The organism is Bacillus sp. FSL K6-2944 (assembly GCF_038005385.1).
GTDB classification, from domain to species: Bacteria; Bacillota; Bacilli; order Bacillales; family Bacillaceae_G; genus Bacillus_A; species Bacillus_A cereus.
Genome location: NZ_JBBOTE010000002.1, coordinates 1,020,627 through 1,039,220, shown reverse-complemented (window position 1 = coordinate 1,039,220; position 18,594 = coordinate 1,020,627). Strand labels below are relative to the sequence as shown.

Below are 18,594 nucleotides of genomic sequence, written 5' to 3'. Positions count from 1 at the left end.
CACCTAACTTCTTTGCTTCCACTGAATTTTGAGGTGGGGGTCTTACTGCCCGTTAAAGCGGGATAAAATCTCCCACTCCCATTCATCTGAAAGTGTAATAGTACTGGCGAATATTCCGGAGATGAATGTCAGGTGGCCTAAGATAACATGTTTGCTACTATATCCTAAATTTTCTTAATATAAATTTTTAAAACGCGCTTCAATTTTATCCGGCGTCATTACGCCACCACCAATAATAGGAATAATTTGATTATCCTTTTGTAAAAGTAAGGAAGGATAGCTATTAACACCAAGCTGTCGAACTTTATTAAAATCATTTTGGACATCTATTATTGTTTCTTGAGCGTTTAAACGTTCTAATACTTGTTCAGGGTCCAAACCATGCTCGATTGCAATTTTACGATATGTTTCAGGATCACTCAGACTTTGGCCCTCATAATAAAACGCTTTTTGCATAGCCGAAGTGAATTCTAATAAACGGTCTGGCGCTAATGAGCGTAAAGCTGAAAAACCAATTGCAGCATCTTTCGAATTCATTTTAAAAGTCCCTTCCTCCACCAATTTTTGATAGGAAGGACCAAATTCAGCACCTGTAAGTTGATTAATTCTTTTATTTCCTTCTTCTATATATGAGAAGTTTTTCATTGGTAAATTATCCAAAAATAACCCTCCACATAAAACCGTTAATGGTACTTCAGTGTGGTTTTTGTAAAATCCTTTAATACTTTCTGAAAAACCATAGCACCATCCACAATATGCATCCCATACGTAAATAAGATTATCTTGTTTCGTCTCCATTTAAATCTCCTACCTTTTTTTATTATCCAGCTCAACTAAATTTTTGGTTTATATAAGTACATCTTTTTATACCTTATTCTTTTTTAGATACCTTACTATATTTCCCCAAAACTAATATTTCCAAAGAAAGATCCACCAAGGTTTTTAACAAAAGATAACGTTTCACCTTATTGCCCCGTAACAGAAAATACTAAAGCTTAGAATATGCATCGATTTGAATGTGTTAGTAACTTTCTACACCGGGTGGCAACGTATGGACCACCATCCTTAATTAAATATATAAATCATATTTTTAGCAGATATTAGTTGTAACTAAATTAATTACATCTTTATGTAACTATTTTAGTTACAACTAATATAGAAGTCAATTCTTTTTTTCGAAAACATTAAATTTCTACATTATAACGAAATTCTGTGTTAACTTGTAAAAAAAAAGAGGAGCCATCTCCTCTTCATAAATAAACACTATTTAATTTGTTCCTTATACTCATGGTTAACAACTACATACCACTTTCCTGTATCAAATTTTTCTTTATTAATCACGTAAACTTTATTTTGTCTCTTTACCTCCCCTGGTTTTAATTCCTTAGTAATACTAGAGGTCTCACCTTTTTCAACCGCATAACTACTAGCTGCTAACACATCACTTTGATAAGCATTATCATTTTCATCCACTAAATCCACTGATGGTAAAACGGCTAATTTCATCGGTTCGTTTGTGATATTTTTCCCTTCTGCTTCTACAACAATAAAGACATGTCCATCTTCAGGTTTTTGGAATCCTATACTCTCTTTACCAACCTTATCTCTTTCTACAACTCTTTTTACAGTTACATCAAATTTAGGTGTATGAAAATCCTTGTTTACAGCATACTCTTTTTCTTTTATTTTTGATTTCTCTTTTGTTTGTTCTGTATTTTTCTGCTTTGTATTCTCTTTCGTTTTCGCCTCATCAGTTGTTTGCACTTTCTTTTCTTCTTGTTTAGAATTGGTTTCTTTAGATTCTGAAGAAGTTTTGTCGGATGTATTGCCGCAACCAGATAAATTGAATACTAAAGCGCCACCTAAAATACATGTAGTAAATTTTTTCAACATCTCTTTTTATCCCCCAATAACACGATATGTAAATTTCTTACTTATCATAGCAAAAAATATGATCTTAAATTGTTGTATCTTGTCGAATGATTAAGAATAATCAAGTTACTCCACGTCCTCTTTTATTATAAAGGTAAATATAACGTCTATAAAACCTGCTATAATAGGTTTTTACACCCTTAGCATACAATTTTTCACTTTCGGTAATGTGCCCCCTATTTGAAAGGTAATTGAAATATTAAGACCAACTGATAGAGGTGTTTATGTGGAATTATTTGAGTATTATAAAAAAAGGGAAAGTTGAAGTGTTTAATTGGAACTGGGCTTTTTCTTTATGGATTAATTGGTATGTATAATACTTGGGGTAATATTAATTGGGGACCAGTAATCTTAATTATTATAGCTTCTCTTGTATTTTTTAGTATTGGATTTTGGCAATTAAGAAAAGGAAATTTACTAGAAAAAAATATAATTAAAAATGATTTAACATTTTGGGATATTGATACTTATGTTTTGTTAGAATTACCCGGCAATAATAAACATTTAGGTTTATATACTCCTGATGGAAGATATGTAGCAGGAACAAAGATGATTTCTTCAACATTACCTATTTTAAAAAATAAAGAAGTTTTTGGATTGGAAGCAAGTGATGGAGAAATCCTTGCATATTTTCAAAGTGAAGTTGAAAATTATGATTGGGCTATTTATGATTCGAATTATAATTGTGTAGGTATGTTTAAAGAAAATATGATACAAGGATTTGGAATGGTACGTGGTTCTTTGATGAATGAAAAAGAGATAAAAATTTCTGAGATAGAAGTGGAATTTGATTTTTTCGAAACGTCTTTTCGTACAATGGATGATCGTATATTAATAAACTGCAAGAGGGGATATATGCCTTTAGAATGGAGTGAAAGATTTGGCTTAAATGTACCGATTATTAGATTAGGTAATAATATTTCTAATGCTGAAAAAATATTTGGTTTAGGTATTCTTCTTTATATTTTAGAAACAATTAAAGTAAGAAAAAGTAGGATTTTTAATGATTAGAATTAAATATTTATATTATAAAATTTATTGAATCTTTTATTAGGGATTACATCGCTGAAAGTAAAATATTGTATACTTCGGAATTACTTTACGTTCACTTCTTGGAATTGATGAGCATTTGTTATGCTAGAACCAACTGGAAATGGAAACGGCAAGCGAGTATACTCCGCTTGCCGTTTTTTCATAGCTTCGTATGTATTTGAATTCCTTTCGCTTTCTCTTCTTCACCCTTCACACGTACAATTAAATCATATGATCCGGATTTTGGCGCTTCAAAAGAAAGCAAACCTTCTTTTTGAGAAGTGACTTCTTCTTCATAAATGACCTTATCATCTTTTGTGACTTGCAATAAAATCGTACCTTCTTCAACTGCTGCCTCATAAGGAATTTCCACATTTCCTTTTTCAGCTTTAAGCGTTTGTACATCGTAATACCCCTGCAAAGAACCAATTGTTAAAGTCGTTTCGCCATTTTTTTGAACCTTTGTGACTTTTGTTGCTGTATTACATGCGCTTAACAATACAACAAGAGTGAAAATGAGAAATGAACGAAGCAATTTCATAGAGAGTCCCCCTTCCATTAAATATATTAAGGATAAAATATACAATCTAACATATCATTACAATTATAGTTGAAAAATAAGGAAAATTATATAACAGGAAATGCAACTATAAACAATCACTGACCATTAGTCTACAACCAATCCCACACCCCAACACAAAAGAAAAAAGCACCAGTTCCCCCTGGTGCTCTCCCCCTAAAACAAATGACAAGCCACTTCATGCCCTTTCGCAATCTCAACCATCTTCGGTACTTCCTGTGCGCATTTTTCAGTAGCGAATTTGCAGCGCGTTCTGAATTTGCAGCCGGATGGTGAGTTTAGTGGGCTTGGTACTTCTCCCTCTAGGATGATCCGTTCTTTTCCTATGTTTGTTGGATCTAGTTCTGGCATGGATGAGAGTAGTGCTTGTGTGTATGGATGTGCCGGTTTTGTGTATAGGTCTTCGCTGTCGGCAATTTCTACTATGTTTCCTAAGTACATGACTCCGATGCGGTCTGATATGTGTCTTACCATCGATAGGTCATGTGCGATGAATAAGTATGTGACGCCTGTTTCTTCTTGGATGTCTTGCAGCATGGTTACGACTTGTGCTTGGACTGAGACATCGAGTGCTGAGATTGGTTCGTCACATAGGATAAAGTCTGGTTTTACAGATAGTGCGCGCGCGATGCTGATGCGCTGTCTTTGACCTCCGCTAAATTCGTGCGGATAGCGGTATAAGTGTTCTTCTTTTAGGCCTACTTTTTTCAGAAGGTCTAAAATGATTTCTTTTTGTTCTTCTTTTTCATAAGATCCGTGAATATTCATCGGTTCGCTAATAATTTGGAATACATTCATTGCCGGGTTTAATGATGCGTATGGATCTTGGAAAATAATTTGCATTCTTTTTCGATATTCTTTTAGTTCACTTTCTTTTAAACTTGCGATATCTTTTCCGTCGAATAAAACGTTACCTGAAGTGACATCGTGTAAACGAATGATGCTTCTTCCTGTCGTTGATTTTCCGCAACCTGATTCTCCTACTAATCCGAATGTTTCACCTTTTTTAATGGTGAAGCTAAGGTCATCAACTGCTTTTAATTGCTCTGTTTTCCTGCCAAATAGTCCTTTTTTAATAGGAAAATACTTTTTTAAGTTCCGAACTTCAATTAAGTTTTCTTCATGCATGGGAATCACCTACCGCCCTATCATTTAACCAGCACATGGAACGCCTTCCGTCTCCGATTTCAAAATATGGCGGACGTTCTTTTTCACAAATGTCCATCGCATGCGGGCAACGCTCTGCGAATGGGCAACCTTGTGGTGGATTTAATAAGTTTGGCGTTACACCTTGAATAGGAGCGAGTCTTTCTTTTACGCCGTTCGATATTTTTGGTAGAGAGTTTAATAGCCCTTTCGTATATAGATGATTCGGCGATTGGAAAATATCAAGTACAGGTCCTTCTTCCATAATAAGCCCGCCGTACATAACGATGACGCGCGTACAGTTTTGCGCGACAATTCCTAAGTCATGCGTAATAAGAAGTAACGCCATATTCGTTTCGTTCTTTAAGTTTTTCATTAAATCTAGTATTTGCGCCTGTATCGTTACATCAAGTGCAGTCGTCGGTTCGTCAGCAATAAGAAGGTCAGGGTTACAAGACATCGCCATTGCAATCATAACCCGCTGCTTCATACCACCGCTTAGTTCATGCGGATATTGTTTTACCCTTTCTTCTGGTGACGAAAGGCCGACTTGCTTTAACAAGTTGATTGCGATCTGCTCTGCTTCTTTCTTTTTCACTTTTTGATGACGTATAATTACTTCCATCATTTGTTTCCCAATTTTCACGACCGGATTCAGCGCTGACATTGGGTCTTGAGAGATAAGTGAAATTTGATTTCCTCTAATAGAACGTAATTCTTTTTCAGATTTAGAAAGTATGTTTTCATTATGAAAAAGGATTTCCCCTTCTTTCACTTTTCCTGGTGACATAACGAGAGACATAACAGACTTCGCCATTACACTCTTTCCGCTTCCAGATTCCCCAACGATACCGACTACTTCTCCTTTATTTAAGCGAAATGTAACGCCGCGAACCGCTTCAACTTCGCCACTTTCTATGAAAAAAGAAGTCTTTAAATTTTTCACTTCTAGTAGTTTTTCAGACACGCTTCTCACTCCTTTCACTTAACACTTTAGTTTTCATGTCCGGCTCCTTTTGGTGCGAAAGCTTTCTTCAACGCTTCACCAATTACGTTAAAACTAAGTACCGTTAAAAGGATAAGGAATCCTGGGAAGAGCGTTAAATACCAAGCTTCACCAATATATCCTTGCGCATTGTTTAGCATGCTGCCCCAAGAAGAATCTGGTTCTCTAATACCTAAACCTAAGAAACTAAGTGATGATTCCATTAAAATCGATGTCGCAATCGTTAATGTCGCGGCGATAATAATGGTTGATAAAATGTTAGGAATGATATGTCTTACAATAATCATAAGTGATTTTTGTCCTGATACTTTTGCGTATAAAACGTACTCACGCTCTTTTACAGATAACGTTTCTGCCCTTACAATGCGCGCGGTGTCCATCCATGTTAGTAATCCGATAATAAGAACTAACGTCGTAATTCCTGGTTTTAAATACGCATTTAATAGTAGCATTAAAAAGAATGATGGAATTGACATCAGTACTTCAACAACTCGCATTAAAAAGTTGTCTAACTTTCCGCCAAAATATCCGCTAATTGTTCCAACTGCAGTACCGATTGTAATAGAAACAACCATCGCAAGGAAACCGACCGCAAGTGAAACTCGTCCGCCATATAACGCTCTCGTTAAGTAATCCCTTCCGTAATCATCCGTTCCGAAAGGATGACTCATACTTGGTTCTTGTAAGCGATCTGGAATCGACATTTTGCTAGGATCGTACGGCGATACGAATGCGAATATTGATGCAACCGTTAAAATCGCAAGTATTATAACTCCCATTAGTACAAACTTATTTTTCGTAAAACTACTTTTTATCGTTTGAAATCTCCTATTATTCATTCCAAATCACCCCCTCATTCGAATGCGCGGATCTACTACGCCATATAAAATATCAGCAATTAAGTTACCGAGAATTAACATGAATGATGATAGTAATGTAATTGCCATGATAATCGGATAATCAAATCTAAAAATAGCATTTACCCCAAGTGAACCAAGACCCGGCCATGAAAATACTGTTTCCGTAATGAACGCTCCGCCTACTAAACTTGGAATCGATAATCCGAAAATTGTAATGATCGGTATTAATACATTTCGAAGTACGTGATTAAATAAAACTGTTTTCTTTGAAGCGCCGTACGCATATTGAATTTGTACATATTCTTCTTCTAATTGCTGAATCGTACTTGAACGAATATATCTCATATAAACAGATACGTTTTGGAACGCTAACACCATGCAAGGTAAAATACCGTGTTGCACAATATCCCAGACAGAATCTTTACCTACGGTGCGCATACCCATACTCGGAAGTAGGTTCAATTTTAAAGAAAATAAGTAGACTAATAGTAGTGCAAACCAGAAAACCGGCATAGAAATACCAACGTATGAAATAAAGTTTACAATGCGGTCAAAGAATGAATTCTTTTTCACACCTGTAAATAGTCCAAGTGGTATTGCGATTACGAATGAGACGAGTAAAGATGATCCCATTAACCCAATTGTTGCAGGTAATCTTTCTGTGATAAGTTCCAAAACAGGACGATGATTTTGAAGTGAGTAACCAAAGTTTCCTGTTAAAATGTTTTTTAACCATAAAAAATACTGCACGTAAATTGGTTGATCTAGTCCTAAACTTTTGCGAATACGCTCCACATCAATTGGACTCATGTTTGGCGTTACAAAGTTTCGAACGGGATCCCCCGGCGCTAGCTTTATTAATAGAAAAGAAATAATAGAAATAACAAATAAAAGCGGAATTGCATTTAAAAGCCTCTTCGCAATTACTTTATACACAAACTTCCCCCCTCAAGCTAAAGAAGCTGATTTCCACCAGCTTCTTTATTGTTTCTTATTTCACTTCATAAATCTTAGATAGATCTTCAAACATTGTGACAGGAATTGCTTTCGCTTCTTTTAATCCATCAAACTTTTTATCTACTGCAATAACTGCTTTCGGATACGCGATTGGTAGATAAGGTACGTCTTCTCTCGCTGTCTCTTGAATTTTATGGTATAGCTCTGCACGTTTTGTTTTATCTGTTTCAACTGCAGCTTCTTCCCATAACTTATCGAAATCAGCGTTTTTATATCGTGCATAATTGTATTCAGCATTACTTAGGAATAAGCTCTTATATGAATCTGGCTCAGGTCCCATTATGTAACCACCAAATGTAATGTCATATTCTTTATTCTCTTTATCTAAGCCTTTTTCACTTGCTGCACTAGCATCTAATGCATTTAGTTCAACTTCTAAGCCAACTTCTTTTAATTTTTGTTGTGTATAAAGCGCTAAGCTTTCCATGATTTTGTTATTCGTTACATACATCACACGTACTTTTTCTTTATCTTTCACGCCAGCTTTTGCTAATAAATCTTTCGCTTCTTTTTTATCATACTTATAGTCTTTAATATCTTTCGCATAATACATAGCGTCTGGCGTTAAGATTGAATTTGCTGGTTCTGCAAATTCACCCGAAACGAATGCTGAGTTAATCATTTCTTTTTTATCTAACGCATGCGCAATTGCTTGGCGCACTTCTTTTTTCTTCATCAAATCTGTATTCATGTTATAAGATAAGTAGAATAATCTACCTTCAGGGAATGTCACCATTGAGAAGTTCCCAGCGCTATCTAGTTTCTTAAAGTCTTGCGGCTCAATCATCTTCATGTTGATTTGACCATTTTGCAGTGAAACATTTGCTGTATTACGGTCTTTTACAACTCGGTATACGATAGAGTCTAATTTAGCTTTCCCACCTACATAATCATCAAATCGATCTAATGCAACGTACTCATCTGATTTATATTCTTTAAACTTAAACGGACCTGACCCTACAGGCTGTAAGTTTTTCTTACTCTTCGCTAAATCTGCTTCCCCTTCAAATACATGTTTCGGAATTGGGAAGAAATCATTCATCACACCTTCAAAAGATGCACTTACTTGTGGTAAAACGAATTGAGTTGTTAACTCATCTACCTTTTTCACCTCAAGCGGCTTTCCTTTAAAAATAAAGTTTTCACGACTTGAGCTATTTTGCTTCTCATCTAAAATAGATTGGAATGTAAATGCTATATCGTCTGATGTAATTTTCTTACCATCATGCCATTTCAAATTATCTTTTAATTTCAATGTCCACGTTAATTGATCTTCTGAAGGCGTAAAGCTCTCAGCAAGAACAAACTTTTTCTTACCATCTTCCATATGATATAGCGGCGCATATAAAGCTTGCTGCACAGTTAATGACACACGATCATTCGCATAAAGCGGATTCATCGTATCTGGATTATCGCTAACACCAATCGTTAACGTTCCTCCATCTTTCGGAGTCCCTGATTTACTAGTGCCCGCTTGCTTTGAAGAATCTTTTTCCCCAGAACAAGCCGCTAATGCAATAAGTAGTATTAGAACAAATGGTAATGCAAATAACTTCTGTTTCATCTTTCGGCCCCCTCAAACTAGTTATACCCATAAGAAAACTCGGAATTAATCCCGAGTTTTCTTATAAGTTTTAAATTACCACTACCTGTATGTAAAGTCAAACTTTTTTGTAAAACTAGAAAGTTTGAAATCTATTAATGTATTCTTGCGATAAACTATATTTATAAGGATGATAAAATAAAAAACCTCGAATAGATGGCCTCTTAAAATGAATAAAAAAACTAGAAACTTACAGAAAATACCTCTAAAATGATTGTTATATATGACCGAAAATATAGAATGGGATTAAAGACAAAAAACACATTTAGGAGGTTATCATGACATTTGATGAATTGAAAAAAAATAAACCAACAACCTCATGGGTTGAGTATGATGAAGATGGGGAATTTTTTACTGAAGAAAATATAAGTGCAACAAATACAGTTCTTGACACTTACATTAACAACTTACAGCGATTAGGAGAGAATCCAACCGAAGTCGAAGTAATGCAAGTTGTTAAAGAGGTAGTTATTAAATTAAATGAATTAAATATCGAACATGACCATTTTATCGAAACAATGGAAAGAGAAGATCTCTATGAATTTATCGATACAGCAGCACGAATAGCTGGCTTAGAATCCGAGGAAGATATAACAGAAGAATGGCGTGAATGGTAAAAAGTTGCATCTCTAATAATTAGAGGTGCAACTTTTTTCATATACCAATCGAATGAATGATTTGATGTCCGCGCAGAATTCATATATTTCAACATAATATTAAAAGGCTTCAATTATAAATACTAGCACACCCATCCTGACAAAAAGACCACCAAAAGGCAGTCTCAAAACTCAATCTTATTCCCTACTCCTTGCTCCACCGCTTTCTCATACAAATACTTTGCAACAATAATATCTACTACTGCCAAACCAACCGATTTAAAAACAGTAATCTCTTCATCATTTTCGCGCCCAGCTTTTTCTCCGCTTATAATTTGACCAAGTTCAGCGTGAATGGCGTTTGCTTTGAATAGACCTTCTTTTATCGGAACTTGAAGGTCTCCTGTTTCGTCTAGTGCTGCTTCTTTTGATTCGACTACTACTTTGTTTGCTTTAGCTATGGCATGTGAGGGTAGTTCTTGCATGCTCGGTCTGAATGAGCCGACGGCGTTTACGTGGACGCCTTTTTGCAAGATTTCTGAGAAGACTGGTGTGGTTGCGTTCGTAGTTGTGACGATGATGTCTGCTTCACGTACTGCTTCATTTGGATCCTTGTAAACGTAAGCAGGTTTACCAAATTTCTCTTGTATATATTGCGCAAATGCATACGCTTTTTCTTCTGTGCGATTGTATAAGATGACTTTTTCGATATCTCTAACCGCAAATATTGCTTCGGCAATTCCTTTCGCTTGTTCACCCGTGCCGATAATGCATAAAGTTTTTGCGTTATGACGAGCTAAATATTTTGTCGCTACTCCTGATAAGGCGCCCGTTCGGATCATCGTTAAGTACGATCCTTCTAGAAGTGCGAGCGGTTCTCCCGTTTGAAAGTCTGATAGCATCACAATCCCATTGATCGTTTTCTTTCCTATCTGTTTATTTTGCGGGACTACCGTTACTATTTTTACTCCAAGTGCCTCAAGTCCTTCCGCTACTGAAGGCATAATTAATGCCGTATTTTGCTCGTTCGCAAATGGTAATGAGCCTCTTATTGGTGTAATCGTTCTTTCTGCGGAAAATTCTTTTAAAGCAAGCGCCGCGTATTCAATAACTTCATTCATATTTACTAAGTTTCTTTGTTCGTTCGCGCTTATGACAAGCATATCTTTCCACCCCCTCCTCTTATCCTAACAAAAATCCTCGATTCAAATCATCTCTCGGATCTACAACGAACTGATGAAATCCTGTAATAAAGGCATTCCCCGTTACTTTTGGAACGACAGCTTCATATGTATCTACTGCGGTTACGGATAATACTTCTCCCTGGAATTTCCCATCAGTAATGCATTCATGGATGAATACTTCTCCTTTTTGCAAGGTAGCTTTTTCAAAAAGAGTTGCGATTCTCGCTGAAGTTCCTGTACCGCAAGGAGAACGGTCTACTTGCCCATCAGCAAAAATCGTTACATTTCGTAGCGTAGCACCTTTGTCTTTCGGTTCATCTGAAAAGATAACGCCGTATATTCCTTTCAATCCTTCTTCAAGTGGATGTTTCACTTCCATTTTGCTCTCTATATAATGTTTAATTTTACCGCCCCACATTTGAATAGCAGATAAATCTTTGAAATCAACTTTCAAACCAAATTCTTTACAGTCTACAACAGCGTAAAATGCTCCTCCAAACGCGATATCTACTTGAAATTCATAGTTATCTATTCTAATAGGAACGTCTTTTTTGTATACAAATGAAGGAACATTTTCAAATGATACAGATTCTACTTCACTCCCGTTATATTTTGCATACGCAATAACTTCTCCGGCTGGGCTATCAATAATGAACTTTTGTTTTTCACCCTTTACTTCCAACATGCCTGTTTCAATTCCAACTGTAATAACAGCGATAATGCCGTGACCACACATCGTACTCCATCCTTCATTGTGCATAAATAAAACACCAAAATCAGCGTGGGCACTTGCTGGCGGTGTAATGATACAACCGTACATTCCGTGATGCCCTCTCGGTTCATACATCAGAATTTCACGAAGGTAATCCAAATGTTCCATGCAGTAGGCGCGTCTTTCCAGCTGCGTTTCTCCTTTTATTTCTGGCACTCCGCCCGTAATAATTCGAAGCGGCTCCCCAGCTACGTGTGCATCAATCGTTGTATATATTTTACTAACCTTCATTTCGATCTCTCCCCTATACGTTGATACTATTTCCAACGCAAGTATCATGCCAAAGCGTATAGCATTACTTTTTTCAAATCCCCTCAGCAATGTGTATTCTTTTTTCAACAAATTCATATACAACTGTCTACTTTTTTATACACGGCTTGGACGTTACGTTATAAAACACCTCGATAACTTTGCAATTTCACTGGTACACACATGCAAAATTCCTTTTACCATTATTATTTTCAATGTAAAGTTACTTCGTCCCCCAACATATACTGTTCAAAAGCAAAAAGGAAGTGATCCCATGTATTACGGAACAAAGGGCTGGTACGTAGCTGAACTAAAAAAATTAGGCGTACGCTATCATGAAGGACGAAAATTAGAAAGTTACCGCGGACACGTATTACGCAATTTATTAATCGCACAACAAGAAAAATTAAAAGAACAGTAATAGATTCTCCTATCACAATATCAACTTATCGCCGCCTACAAACTGCCAATCAATCACACATCAAACTACACTAAAAAGGTCACCCAAACGGGTGACCTTCCTTTCTTATTCACAAACAAGAATTTGTCTAGTAAATGACCCTTTTCTGGTAATACAGCGATCTGTAATTTCAAATCCTGCTTCATGGATCATGTCGTCCATTGTCTCCATCGTTACAACGACTACCTTTTTAGCGATGCGGCGCGCACTTGAAAGAATGGAGAGCTGGTCTTCTGGTGTGGCATGCGTAAATAAGTCGTACGGCATATCGATAATGGCAACGTCATAGTTCTCAGTAATTTCCTCAATTGGACCTTTTGTTACTGTTCCTTCAAATCCGAAATGTGCGATGTTTTTTCTCGTTCCAAGAACTACAAGTGGATTTATATCTCTACCAACGATGTTAATCCCCATAGAAAGTGCTTCTACTACTACTGTTCCAATACCGCAGCACGGGTCAATTGCTCGTACTCCTTCTGGATTTGGTACAGCGATATTTGCAACTGATCTCGCAACACGTGTGCTAAGAGATGTCGAATAACTATGCGGTTTTTTTATGTGATGATACCAAACGGGTTCGCTTTCTACATAGTGCCCGAAGTACCAGCGTCCTCCAAGAGGAACAATCCCGAATACACGCTCTGGATTACGAACATCCGCTTCTCCTTCAATATGCATGCCGAGGTCTCGTTCAATAAGACGTCTTTCTCCATATTCAATTTTATTCTCTCCAACAAGGTCATTAATTTTAACGAAGATGACTTTGAACGTCGCTCCTGCCAAGTCAATTTGTTCCACTTGTTTTAAGATACTTTCTAAGTCGTCTCCTTCATACATAACTTCAATTCGCTCTTTAATAAACGCACTTCTACTCGGGTCAATTTTGACATCACTTTTTAAAATATTAACGTGGGACTCCATTCCAAAGAACGAGCGCATTTCCAAGTAACATAAAGCACGCTCCTCCTCACGAAATGCATACGTATATATACAGGCAGGTGTTTTACTATGATTACTCAATCTATTATCATCCTTTATCGTTTAAAATTGTTCTAATTACAATTACTCAAATACTTTTGTATATAAAATTAAATGATATCATATGCCGGAAATAAAGAGAAACTTTAATAAATAAAAGAGACTGCCAATGGCAATCTCTTATTATTTATTAACGGAAAGAAGACACGTTGTTACCCATTTCTTCATAGTAATCTAAAATACCTTGATAAATAGCTTCCGCTGCATTTTGTCTTTGCGCTGGTGTAGCTATTTTATCTGCATCACTTTTATTATCTACAAATGCTAATTCTGCTAATACAGCTGGCATTGTATTTTCTCTAATTACGTATAAATCGCCTTTTTTCACACCACGATCTTTTGTTCCCAGTGCATCTACAAGACGCTCTTGAATTTTTTCTGCTAGTAAACGACTTTCTGATACATTAGGATTTGTTCCTCTTGCTGTCGCTGATTCATAGTAGAACGTTTCTGTACCTTGTCCATTTTTCTCTTCCGTGCCATTACCATGAATACTTACAAAAATATCCCCATTATTTTTTTGAGCAAATTCTACACGTTTCTTTAAAGAATCAGAAGCACTTGTTCCTGGACGTGTATCATCTGTACGAGTGAATAACACAGTAAATGGTGTCTTTTTCTCAAATATTTTCTGTAATCGCAATGATACATCTAATACAGTTTCACTTTCTTTCTCATAATAACCTGGATTACCTGAATCCGCTCCACCATGACCTGGATCAATGATAATCGCTTTGCCTTCTAAGAAATTACCTTGCTTCACTGGATTTAATTGATTTTTAGTAACTACTCAGCTTCTTCAAATAAAAAAACAGGCCAAATACATGTTTCCGATTCGAAAACATGAAAAGAAAATACTCCAATCAGAGAAAGAATCTATGCCAAATAGAGAAATTCTCTTATGAAGTCGTGTTATTCCAAGGAACCGTTCTAGTTTCTATGACTTGGTTTATCGCTTGTAAGACCGATTGTTTTTGTTTTTTCATGGTACTCATAAAGCTTCGTATCTGACAAAAAGATTCTGCGCCTTTCTTACTTCGGAAAGTCCCAGACACTTTCTGTTTTACTTTCGTCATCCGAATATCCCGTTCTGCTTGATTGTTATCAAATGGAATGGCTGGATGTTCTAAAAACGCTAGAATTCTGTCAGAATACTTGACGAAGCGATTCCATAAATTTTGAGAAGGCGTCTGCTTTCCTTTCTTCTTTTGTTTCGTGGAAAGAATCTGTTGTTCTTTCAATATGGATTGATACATAATAAACAGATTCTTTTGCGTCGCTTTTGGCATGGTACCTTCGGATTGCTTTTTCATCGTCAACGCTTGCGTTAGAAATTTCTGCATCTGTTGTGCCCATTGTTCTCCAGTACTATCTATAATTCCTTGTAAATCTCGTAAGAGATGGGCATTACATAAAACGTGACGACAATCTGTATACGCATCATACGATTTCCAACCATCATGCATCGCAATTCCAGAAAAAGATGGCAAGATTTCTCCAGCATCCATTGCTTCTTTTCCACGTTTTTGATGAATATGTTGCAATGTCACCTCCGGTGTACTGGCAGTATGTAACCATTGTGTTTTGTTTTCTACACGCATACCAGTTTCATCAAAATGGACAACAGGAGACTGCAGAATCTTTTCCTTTACTTCTTTTATGAATGGCTGCAATTGAGAAGCGAAAGCCTGTGTATGATTTACCAGGGTTCCTTCGCTTATAGAATGTCCAAAACAATCCTGAAAGAATTCTTTTGTTCGCTTCAAAGAAATGCATTGATAATGCGTTAAATAGGGAATCAGTCTTTTTATATTTGGACCATATTGAACAGGACGAGATACTGTCGAAGGAAATTGGGCTTCTTGGATAGAATGGCAATGTGGGCATTCTTTCTGTTCTACTTTATGTTCTGTCACTTCGATCTGAATAGGTGGTAAGTCATACACTTGGCGAATGCGATACCCTTTTACAGGCTCGTGGTTCAAGGAAGTATGACAACAAGTACAATATGTAGGAGAATGTGTAATCGTATGATCTGGAGTCGCTGTCAAACCAAGAGTATGTCCCTTGTGGCCCAACTGGCCACCCGTTTGACGATGAGACGGTTTGCGCAAACTTTTTGTAACGGGCTTACCCAAACCATCTGTAGAAGGTGGCTTATGACTATTTTTGGAGTTTTTTTTTGAAGCATTTTCTAGTTCTTGTATACGTTTTTCTAACTTAGAAAATGTTTCTTCAAATAAAGAAATAACAGCTTCAGGTCCTTTTTTATATGTATCTAAAATAATTTTTCGATCGACCATAAGATTCACCTCCCCTGTTTGATATACTCAGTATTTACAAATGGGAGGCATATGAAACTAGTAAAATTTAAAAAAGACACCGAAAGGTGGCTGAGTAGTTACGATTTTTATTAACCCATTGGAAACCAGCGCCCATGCGGATACGAATCCAGCTGCCGTTCTCTTCAATAACAGTTACTTGCTGTGCGTTATGTGTTCCCATTACTTTTGACGAAGAAGAAGCTTCTGCATAAGTAGTGAACCCTTCATTAATAACTTCTGTTTTCTCTACTAAAGGTGTCCATTTATCACCGTTACTTGTTGCAATTTTGATCCATCCATCTCGTTCTTCTTTAATTTCAACCATTTGTGGATTATGCTGATTTGCACTAATCCCAGAACTTAATGATGGTGCGTGATATGTAATGAATTTTCTATCTATGTACATTTTCTTTGTTTCTACTGGACGATCACTATTCTTGCTAAATTTATCTGTTTGCGCAGTAAGTTGAGCTGCTTGTTCACGCGTAATAGAATCATTCGGTTTCCAGCCATTCTCTGTACCTAAAGAAAGTTTTAATTCTACTAAAATATTAACTTCTTCTTTACCCCAATGATTCTCTAAATCAGCAAATTTTGTAGGAACTGGTCCTGTTACTTTGCTCTTCAAATTATATGCTCTTACAAGCATAGCTGCCATTTCAGCACGAGTTACTTTTCCTTCAGGATCAAATACTCCTGGTTCTCGTCCCTTAATAATATTCTCTTTTTCCATGGCTGCAATAAATGAAGCTGCCCAACTATTTTTCGCATCATTATAAGACGGCTTTGCATTTGGATCTACTTTAGCACCAATTGCTGTTGCGATAATCTTTGCTGCCTGGGCACGTGTTAAATTTCCGTATGGCATAAAGTTACCATCTGGCATACCGTTAATTACATTTCTCTCTACTAAATAATAAATTGCGTCTTTCGACCACGCACTATCTGAAACATCAGGAAATTTCTTCGTTTCTGCTAAACTACTAATTGGATGTGCTAGTAAATTTGCTGCTAATAAACCTGCGGCTATTGCTTTGTACTTCATGAAAAATAAATCTCCTCTCAAAACTTCATATTCATACAATTTTTTTAATCAAGCTAACTAAAAAATATTAACTATTAATTAATTCCTTTCATAGTGTATAACATTATATATCTATAGTAAATACGTTTCCGGTCGTATAACAAAAATCGCATATATATAACTTATAATGAATGTATATAAAAAACTTTAATCAGCCCTCACCAATCGGGCTTTTACAGGCAGCCCGGTCCCCATCTAACTTTTTTGCTTTCGCTGAATTTTGAGGTAGGGGTCTTACTACTCGGCAAATAGCGGGATTAAAAAGCGATTAGAACATGTCTCCTAATCGCTTCGCCAAATAAAAAGCTGATTAAAAATAATATCTTTAATCAGCTCTCTATTATCTATGAAATTATTCTTCAATTAAATTAGACATTACATATGCATACACTAATGCTTCTGTATGCGCAATAGAACTTTCATGTGTACGTTCAAATGCGTGAGAAGAATCAATACCCGCTCCAATTAAAGCATGTTTCACATCAAATCCCGCGCGAATCGCAGCTGATGCATCAGATCCGTAGTATGGATAAATATCTACTTTATATTCAATATGATTCGTTTTCGCAAGCTCTACTAAATGTTTACGCAGTGCGTAATGATACGGGCCGCTAGAGTCTTTTGCACAAATAGATACTGTATATTCATCAGATGCTTGTCCATCACCTAACGCTCCCATATCAACTGCTAAGTATTCAACAGTTTCTTCAGGAATGTTAGAATTACCACCGTATCCAATCTCTTCATTATTAGAAATTAAGAAATGCGTCGTATATGGTAATGTTACGTTTTCATCTTGTAAACTTTTAATTAATTTTAATAAAATCGCAACACTTACTTTGTCATCTAAATGACGGGATTTTATGTATCCACTCTCTGTAATTTGAACACGCGGATCAAATGAAACGAAGTCTCCTACTTCAATTCCTAATTCGCGTACTTCATCAGCTGAAAATACGCGCTCATCAATACGAACTTCAATATTTTTCTCATCGCGTTTTGCTTCACCTGCATCTTTATATACATGTACAGATGTTTGATGCATTAAAATCGTTCCTGTATATGTCTTGCCACTTGATGTTTCAATTTCGCAATATTCCCCTTCTACAGAGTTCCAGCGAAATCCACCAATCATAGAAAGACTCAGGCGACCATCAGGCTTAATTTCTTTCACCATCGCACCTAACGTATCAACGTGTGCCGTTAATAAGCGGTGCTGCGCATCATTCTTCCCTTTTACCGTTAAAATAAGAGCTCCCTTATTATTACGTTTCGTTTCTACGTTCCACTCACTGACATAGTTTTCAATGAAATTAATAATTTTTGCTGTATTTCCAGATGGACTTGGAATAGAGACAAGCTCCTTAATCAGTTCCATCGTTTCTTTCGTATGGTGTGCCATTGTCGTTTCCTCCTCATTTTCTCTACTATTCAGTATACAAAATTCGCCAGAAAACCTCTACTTATATGGCCTAATTTTCTAAATTGTAGTAAAATTCTTTTTAGTATACAAAAGGAGCCCTGAAATATGAATATATCAAAAAAATATATACACATTGCACTCATTTGGTTTTTAGCATCATTATTTTGTTTACAAATCTCTTATGCCATTCATACTACTACTTCTATTACAATCGGCTGGATATTAACAGCTATCTTCTTCATTATTAGCTTCATTGCAACAAAAAAGCATAGTGTTACTCATTAACGC

At 36.2% G+C, this 18,594-nt stretch carries 16 protein-coding genes and 3 pseudogenes; 4 read left to right on the top strand and 15 right to left on the bottom strand.

The window, feature by feature from the left end:
- Positions 1-174 precede the first annotated feature (174 nt).
- The gene (locus MHH55_RS26385) at positions 175-798 is read right to left on the bottom strand and encodes a DsbA family protein (protein ID WP_071740891.1); all 624 of its coding nucleotides are present in this window, start codon (positions 796-798) and stop codon (positions 175-177) included.
- A gap of 465 nt (positions 799-1,263) precedes the next feature.
- The gene (locus MHH55_RS26380; protein ID WP_048538044.1) at positions 1,264-1,893 is read right to left on the bottom strand and encodes a hypothetical protein; all 630 of its coding nucleotides are present in this window, start codon (positions 1,891-1,893) and stop codon (positions 1,264-1,266) included.
- 265 nt (positions 1,894-2,158) lie between these two features.
- Between MHH55_RS26380 and MHH55_RS26375 the strand changes: the two are divergent.
- Positions 2,159-2,943, top strand: a pseudogene (locus MHH55_RS26375) (ABC transporter ATP-binding protein).
- 181 nt (positions 2,944-3,124) lie between these two features.
- Here MHH55_RS26375 and MHH55_RS26370 read toward each other — a convergent pair.
- The 6 genes from MHH55_RS26370 to MHH55_RS26345 form a co-directional block, all read right to left on the bottom strand.
- The gene (locus MHH55_RS26370) at positions 3,125-3,505 is read right to left on the bottom strand and encodes a BA_1872 family lipoprotein (RefSeq protein ID WP_000771854.1); all 381 of its coding nucleotides are present in this window, start codon (positions 3,503-3,505) and stop codon (positions 3,125-3,127) included.
- A gap of 195 nt (positions 3,506-3,700) precedes the next feature.
- The gene (locus MHH55_RS26365; protein WP_078187158.1) at positions 3,701-4,672 is read right to left on the bottom strand and encodes an ABC transporter ATP-binding protein; all 972 of its coding nucleotides are present in this window, start codon (positions 4,670-4,672) and stop codon (positions 3,701-3,703) included.
- The gene (locus MHH55_RS26360; RefSeq protein ID WP_078187159.1) at positions 4,665-5,657 is read right to left on the bottom strand and encodes an ABC transporter ATP-binding protein; all 993 of its coding nucleotides are present in this window, start codon (positions 5,655-5,657) and stop codon (positions 4,665-4,667) included. Before MHH55_RS26360 ends, MHH55_RS26365 begins: the two co-directional genes overlap by 8 nt.
- A 26-nt stretch (positions 5,658-5,683) precedes the next feature.
- Entirely contained in the window at positions 5,684-6,535 is an 852-nt protein-coding gene (locus MHH55_RS26355) for an ABC transporter permease (protein WP_001065302.1), read from the bottom strand.
- A gap of 6 nt (positions 6,536-6,541) precedes the next feature.
- Positions 6,542-7,492, bottom strand: a complete 951-nt coding sequence (locus MHH55_RS26350; protein ID WP_000278778.1) for an ABC transporter permease — start codon at positions 7,490-7,492, stop codon at positions 6,542-6,544.
- Between the two features lie 55 nt (positions 7,493-7,547).
- The gene (locus MHH55_RS26345; RefSeq protein ID WP_078187161.1) at positions 7,548-9,137 is read right to left on the bottom strand and encodes an ABC transporter substrate-binding protein; all 1,590 of its coding nucleotides are present in this window, start codon (positions 9,135-9,137) and stop codon (positions 7,548-7,550) included.
- 317 nt (positions 9,138-9,454) lie between these two features.
- Between MHH55_RS26345 and MHH55_RS26340 the strand changes: the two genes are divergently transcribed.
- Positions 9,455-9,793 (top strand): hypothetical protein, encoded by a 339-nt coding sequence (locus tag MHH55_RS26340; RefSeq protein ID WP_000141782.1) that lies wholly within the window; start codon positions 9,455-9,457, stop codon positions 9,791-9,793.
- A gap of 164 nt (positions 9,794-9,957) precedes the next feature.
- Here MHH55_RS26340 and MHH55_RS26335 read toward each other — a convergent pair whose 3' ends face one another.
- Positions 9,958-10,935, bottom strand: a complete 978-nt coding sequence (locus tag MHH55_RS26335; protein WP_078187162.1) for an ornithine cyclodeaminase family protein — start codon at positions 10,933-10,935, stop codon at positions 9,958-9,960.
- Between the two features lie 19 nt (positions 10,936-10,954).
- Positions 10,955-11,959, bottom strand: coding sequence for a proline racemase family protein (locus MHH55_RS26330; RefSeq protein WP_078187163.1), 1,005 nt, complete (start codon positions 11,957-11,959; stop codon positions 10,955-10,957).
- A 208-nt stretch (positions 11,960-12,167) separates the two neighbouring features.
- On the opposite strand from MHH55_RS26330, the gene MHH55_RS26325 reads away from it, so the two are divergent.
- Positions 12,168-12,398: a YflJ family protein gene (locus MHH55_RS26325; protein WP_130055420.1), complete on the top strand. Its 231-nt coding sequence runs from the start codon at positions 12,168-12,170 to the stop codon at positions 12,396-12,398.
- A gap of 105 nt (positions 12,399-12,503) precedes the next feature.
- On the opposite strand, the gene MHH55_RS26320 is transcribed toward MHH55_RS26325, so the two are convergent.
- The 5 genes and pseudogenes from MHH55_RS26320 to MHH55_RS26300 all read right to left on the bottom strand — a co-directional run bounded on the left by MHH55_RS26320 (position 12,504) and on the right by MHH55_RS26300 (position 18,285).
- Positions 12,504-13,457, bottom strand: coding sequence for a TRM11 family SAM-dependent methyltransferase (locus MHH55_RS26320; protein WP_074554175.1), 954 nt, complete (start codon positions 13,455-13,457; stop codon positions 12,504-12,506).
- A gap of 148 nt (positions 13,458-13,605) precedes the next feature.
- Positions 13,606-14,262, bottom strand: a pseudogene (locus MHH55_RS26315) (N-acetylmuramoyl-L-alanine amidase family protein); the annotation flags it as partial.
- Positions 14,263-14,374: 112 nt separating this feature from the next.
- A complete protein-coding gene (gene tnpC / locus MHH55_RS26310; protein WP_100910632.1) occupies positions 14,375-15,778 on the bottom strand; it encodes an IS66 family transposase in 1,404 nt (467 codons plus the stop codon).
- A 100-nt stretch (positions 15,779-15,878) separates the two neighbouring features.
- Positions 15,879-16,844: pseudogene (locus tag MHH55_RS26305) on the bottom strand (S-layer homology domain-containing protein); the annotation flags it as partial.
- A 391-nt stretch (positions 16,845-17,235) separates the two neighbouring features.
- Positions 17,236-18,285: a M42 family metallopeptidase gene (locus MHH55_RS26300; RefSeq protein WP_078187951.1), complete on the bottom strand. Its 1,050-nt coding sequence runs from the start codon at positions 18,283-18,285 to the stop codon at positions 17,236-17,238.
- Between the two features lie 126 nt (positions 18,286-18,411).
- On the opposite strand from MHH55_RS26300, the gene MHH55_RS26295 reads away from it, so the two are divergent.
- Positions 18,412-18,591, top strand: a complete 180-nt coding sequence (locus tag MHH55_RS26295) for a hypothetical protein (protein WP_001027083.1) — start codon at positions 18,412-18,414, stop codon at positions 18,589-18,591.
- The last annotated feature ends 3 nt before the right edge of the window (positions 18,592-18,594 follow it).

Coding starts and splice junctions, on each gene's coding strand:
- MHH55_RS26295 (WP_001027083.1), top strand. CDS start 18,412: ATGAATATATCAAAAAAATATATACACATTGCACTCATTTGGTTTTTA.
- MHH55_RS26300 (WP_078187951.1), bottom strand. CDS start 18,285: ATGGCACACCATACGAAAGAAACGATGGAACTGATTAAGGAGCTTGTC.
- MHH55_RS26365 (WP_078187158.1), bottom strand. CDS start 4,672: ATGCATGAAGAAAACTTAATTGAAGTTCGGAACTTAAAAAAGTATTTT.
- MHH55_RS26380 (WP_048538044.1), bottom strand. CDS start 1,893: ATGTTGAAAAAATTTACTACATGTATTTTAGGTGGCGCTTTAGTATTC.
- MHH55_RS26330 (WP_078187163.1), bottom strand. CDS start 11,959: ATGAAGGTTAGTAAAATATATACAACGATTGATGCACACGTAGCTGGG.
- tnpC (WP_100910632.1), bottom strand. CDS start 15,778: ATGGTCGATCGAAAAATTATTTTAGATACATATAAAAAAGGACCTGAA.
- MHH55_RS26370 (WP_000771854.1), bottom strand. CDS start 3,505: ATGAAATTGCTTCGTTCATTTCTCATTTTCACTCTTGTTGTATTGTTA.
- MHH55_RS26345 (WP_078187161.1), bottom strand. CDS start 9,137: ATGAAACAGAAGTTATTTGCATTACCATTTGTTCTAATACTACTTATT.
- MHH55_RS26355 (WP_001065302.1), bottom strand. CDS start 6,535: ATGAATAATAGGAGATTTCAAACGATAAAAAGTAGTTTTACGAAAAAT.
- MHH55_RS26340 (WP_000141782.1), top strand. CDS start 9,455: ATGACATTTGATGAATTGAAAAAAAATAAACCAACAACCTCATGGGTT.
- MHH55_RS26385 (WP_071740891.1), bottom strand. CDS start 798: ATGGAGACGAAACAAGATAATCTTATTTACGTATGGGATGCATATTGT.
- MHH55_RS26335 (WP_078187162.1), bottom strand. CDS start 10,935: ATGCTTGTCATAAGCGCGAACGAACAAAGAAACTTAGTAAATATGAAT.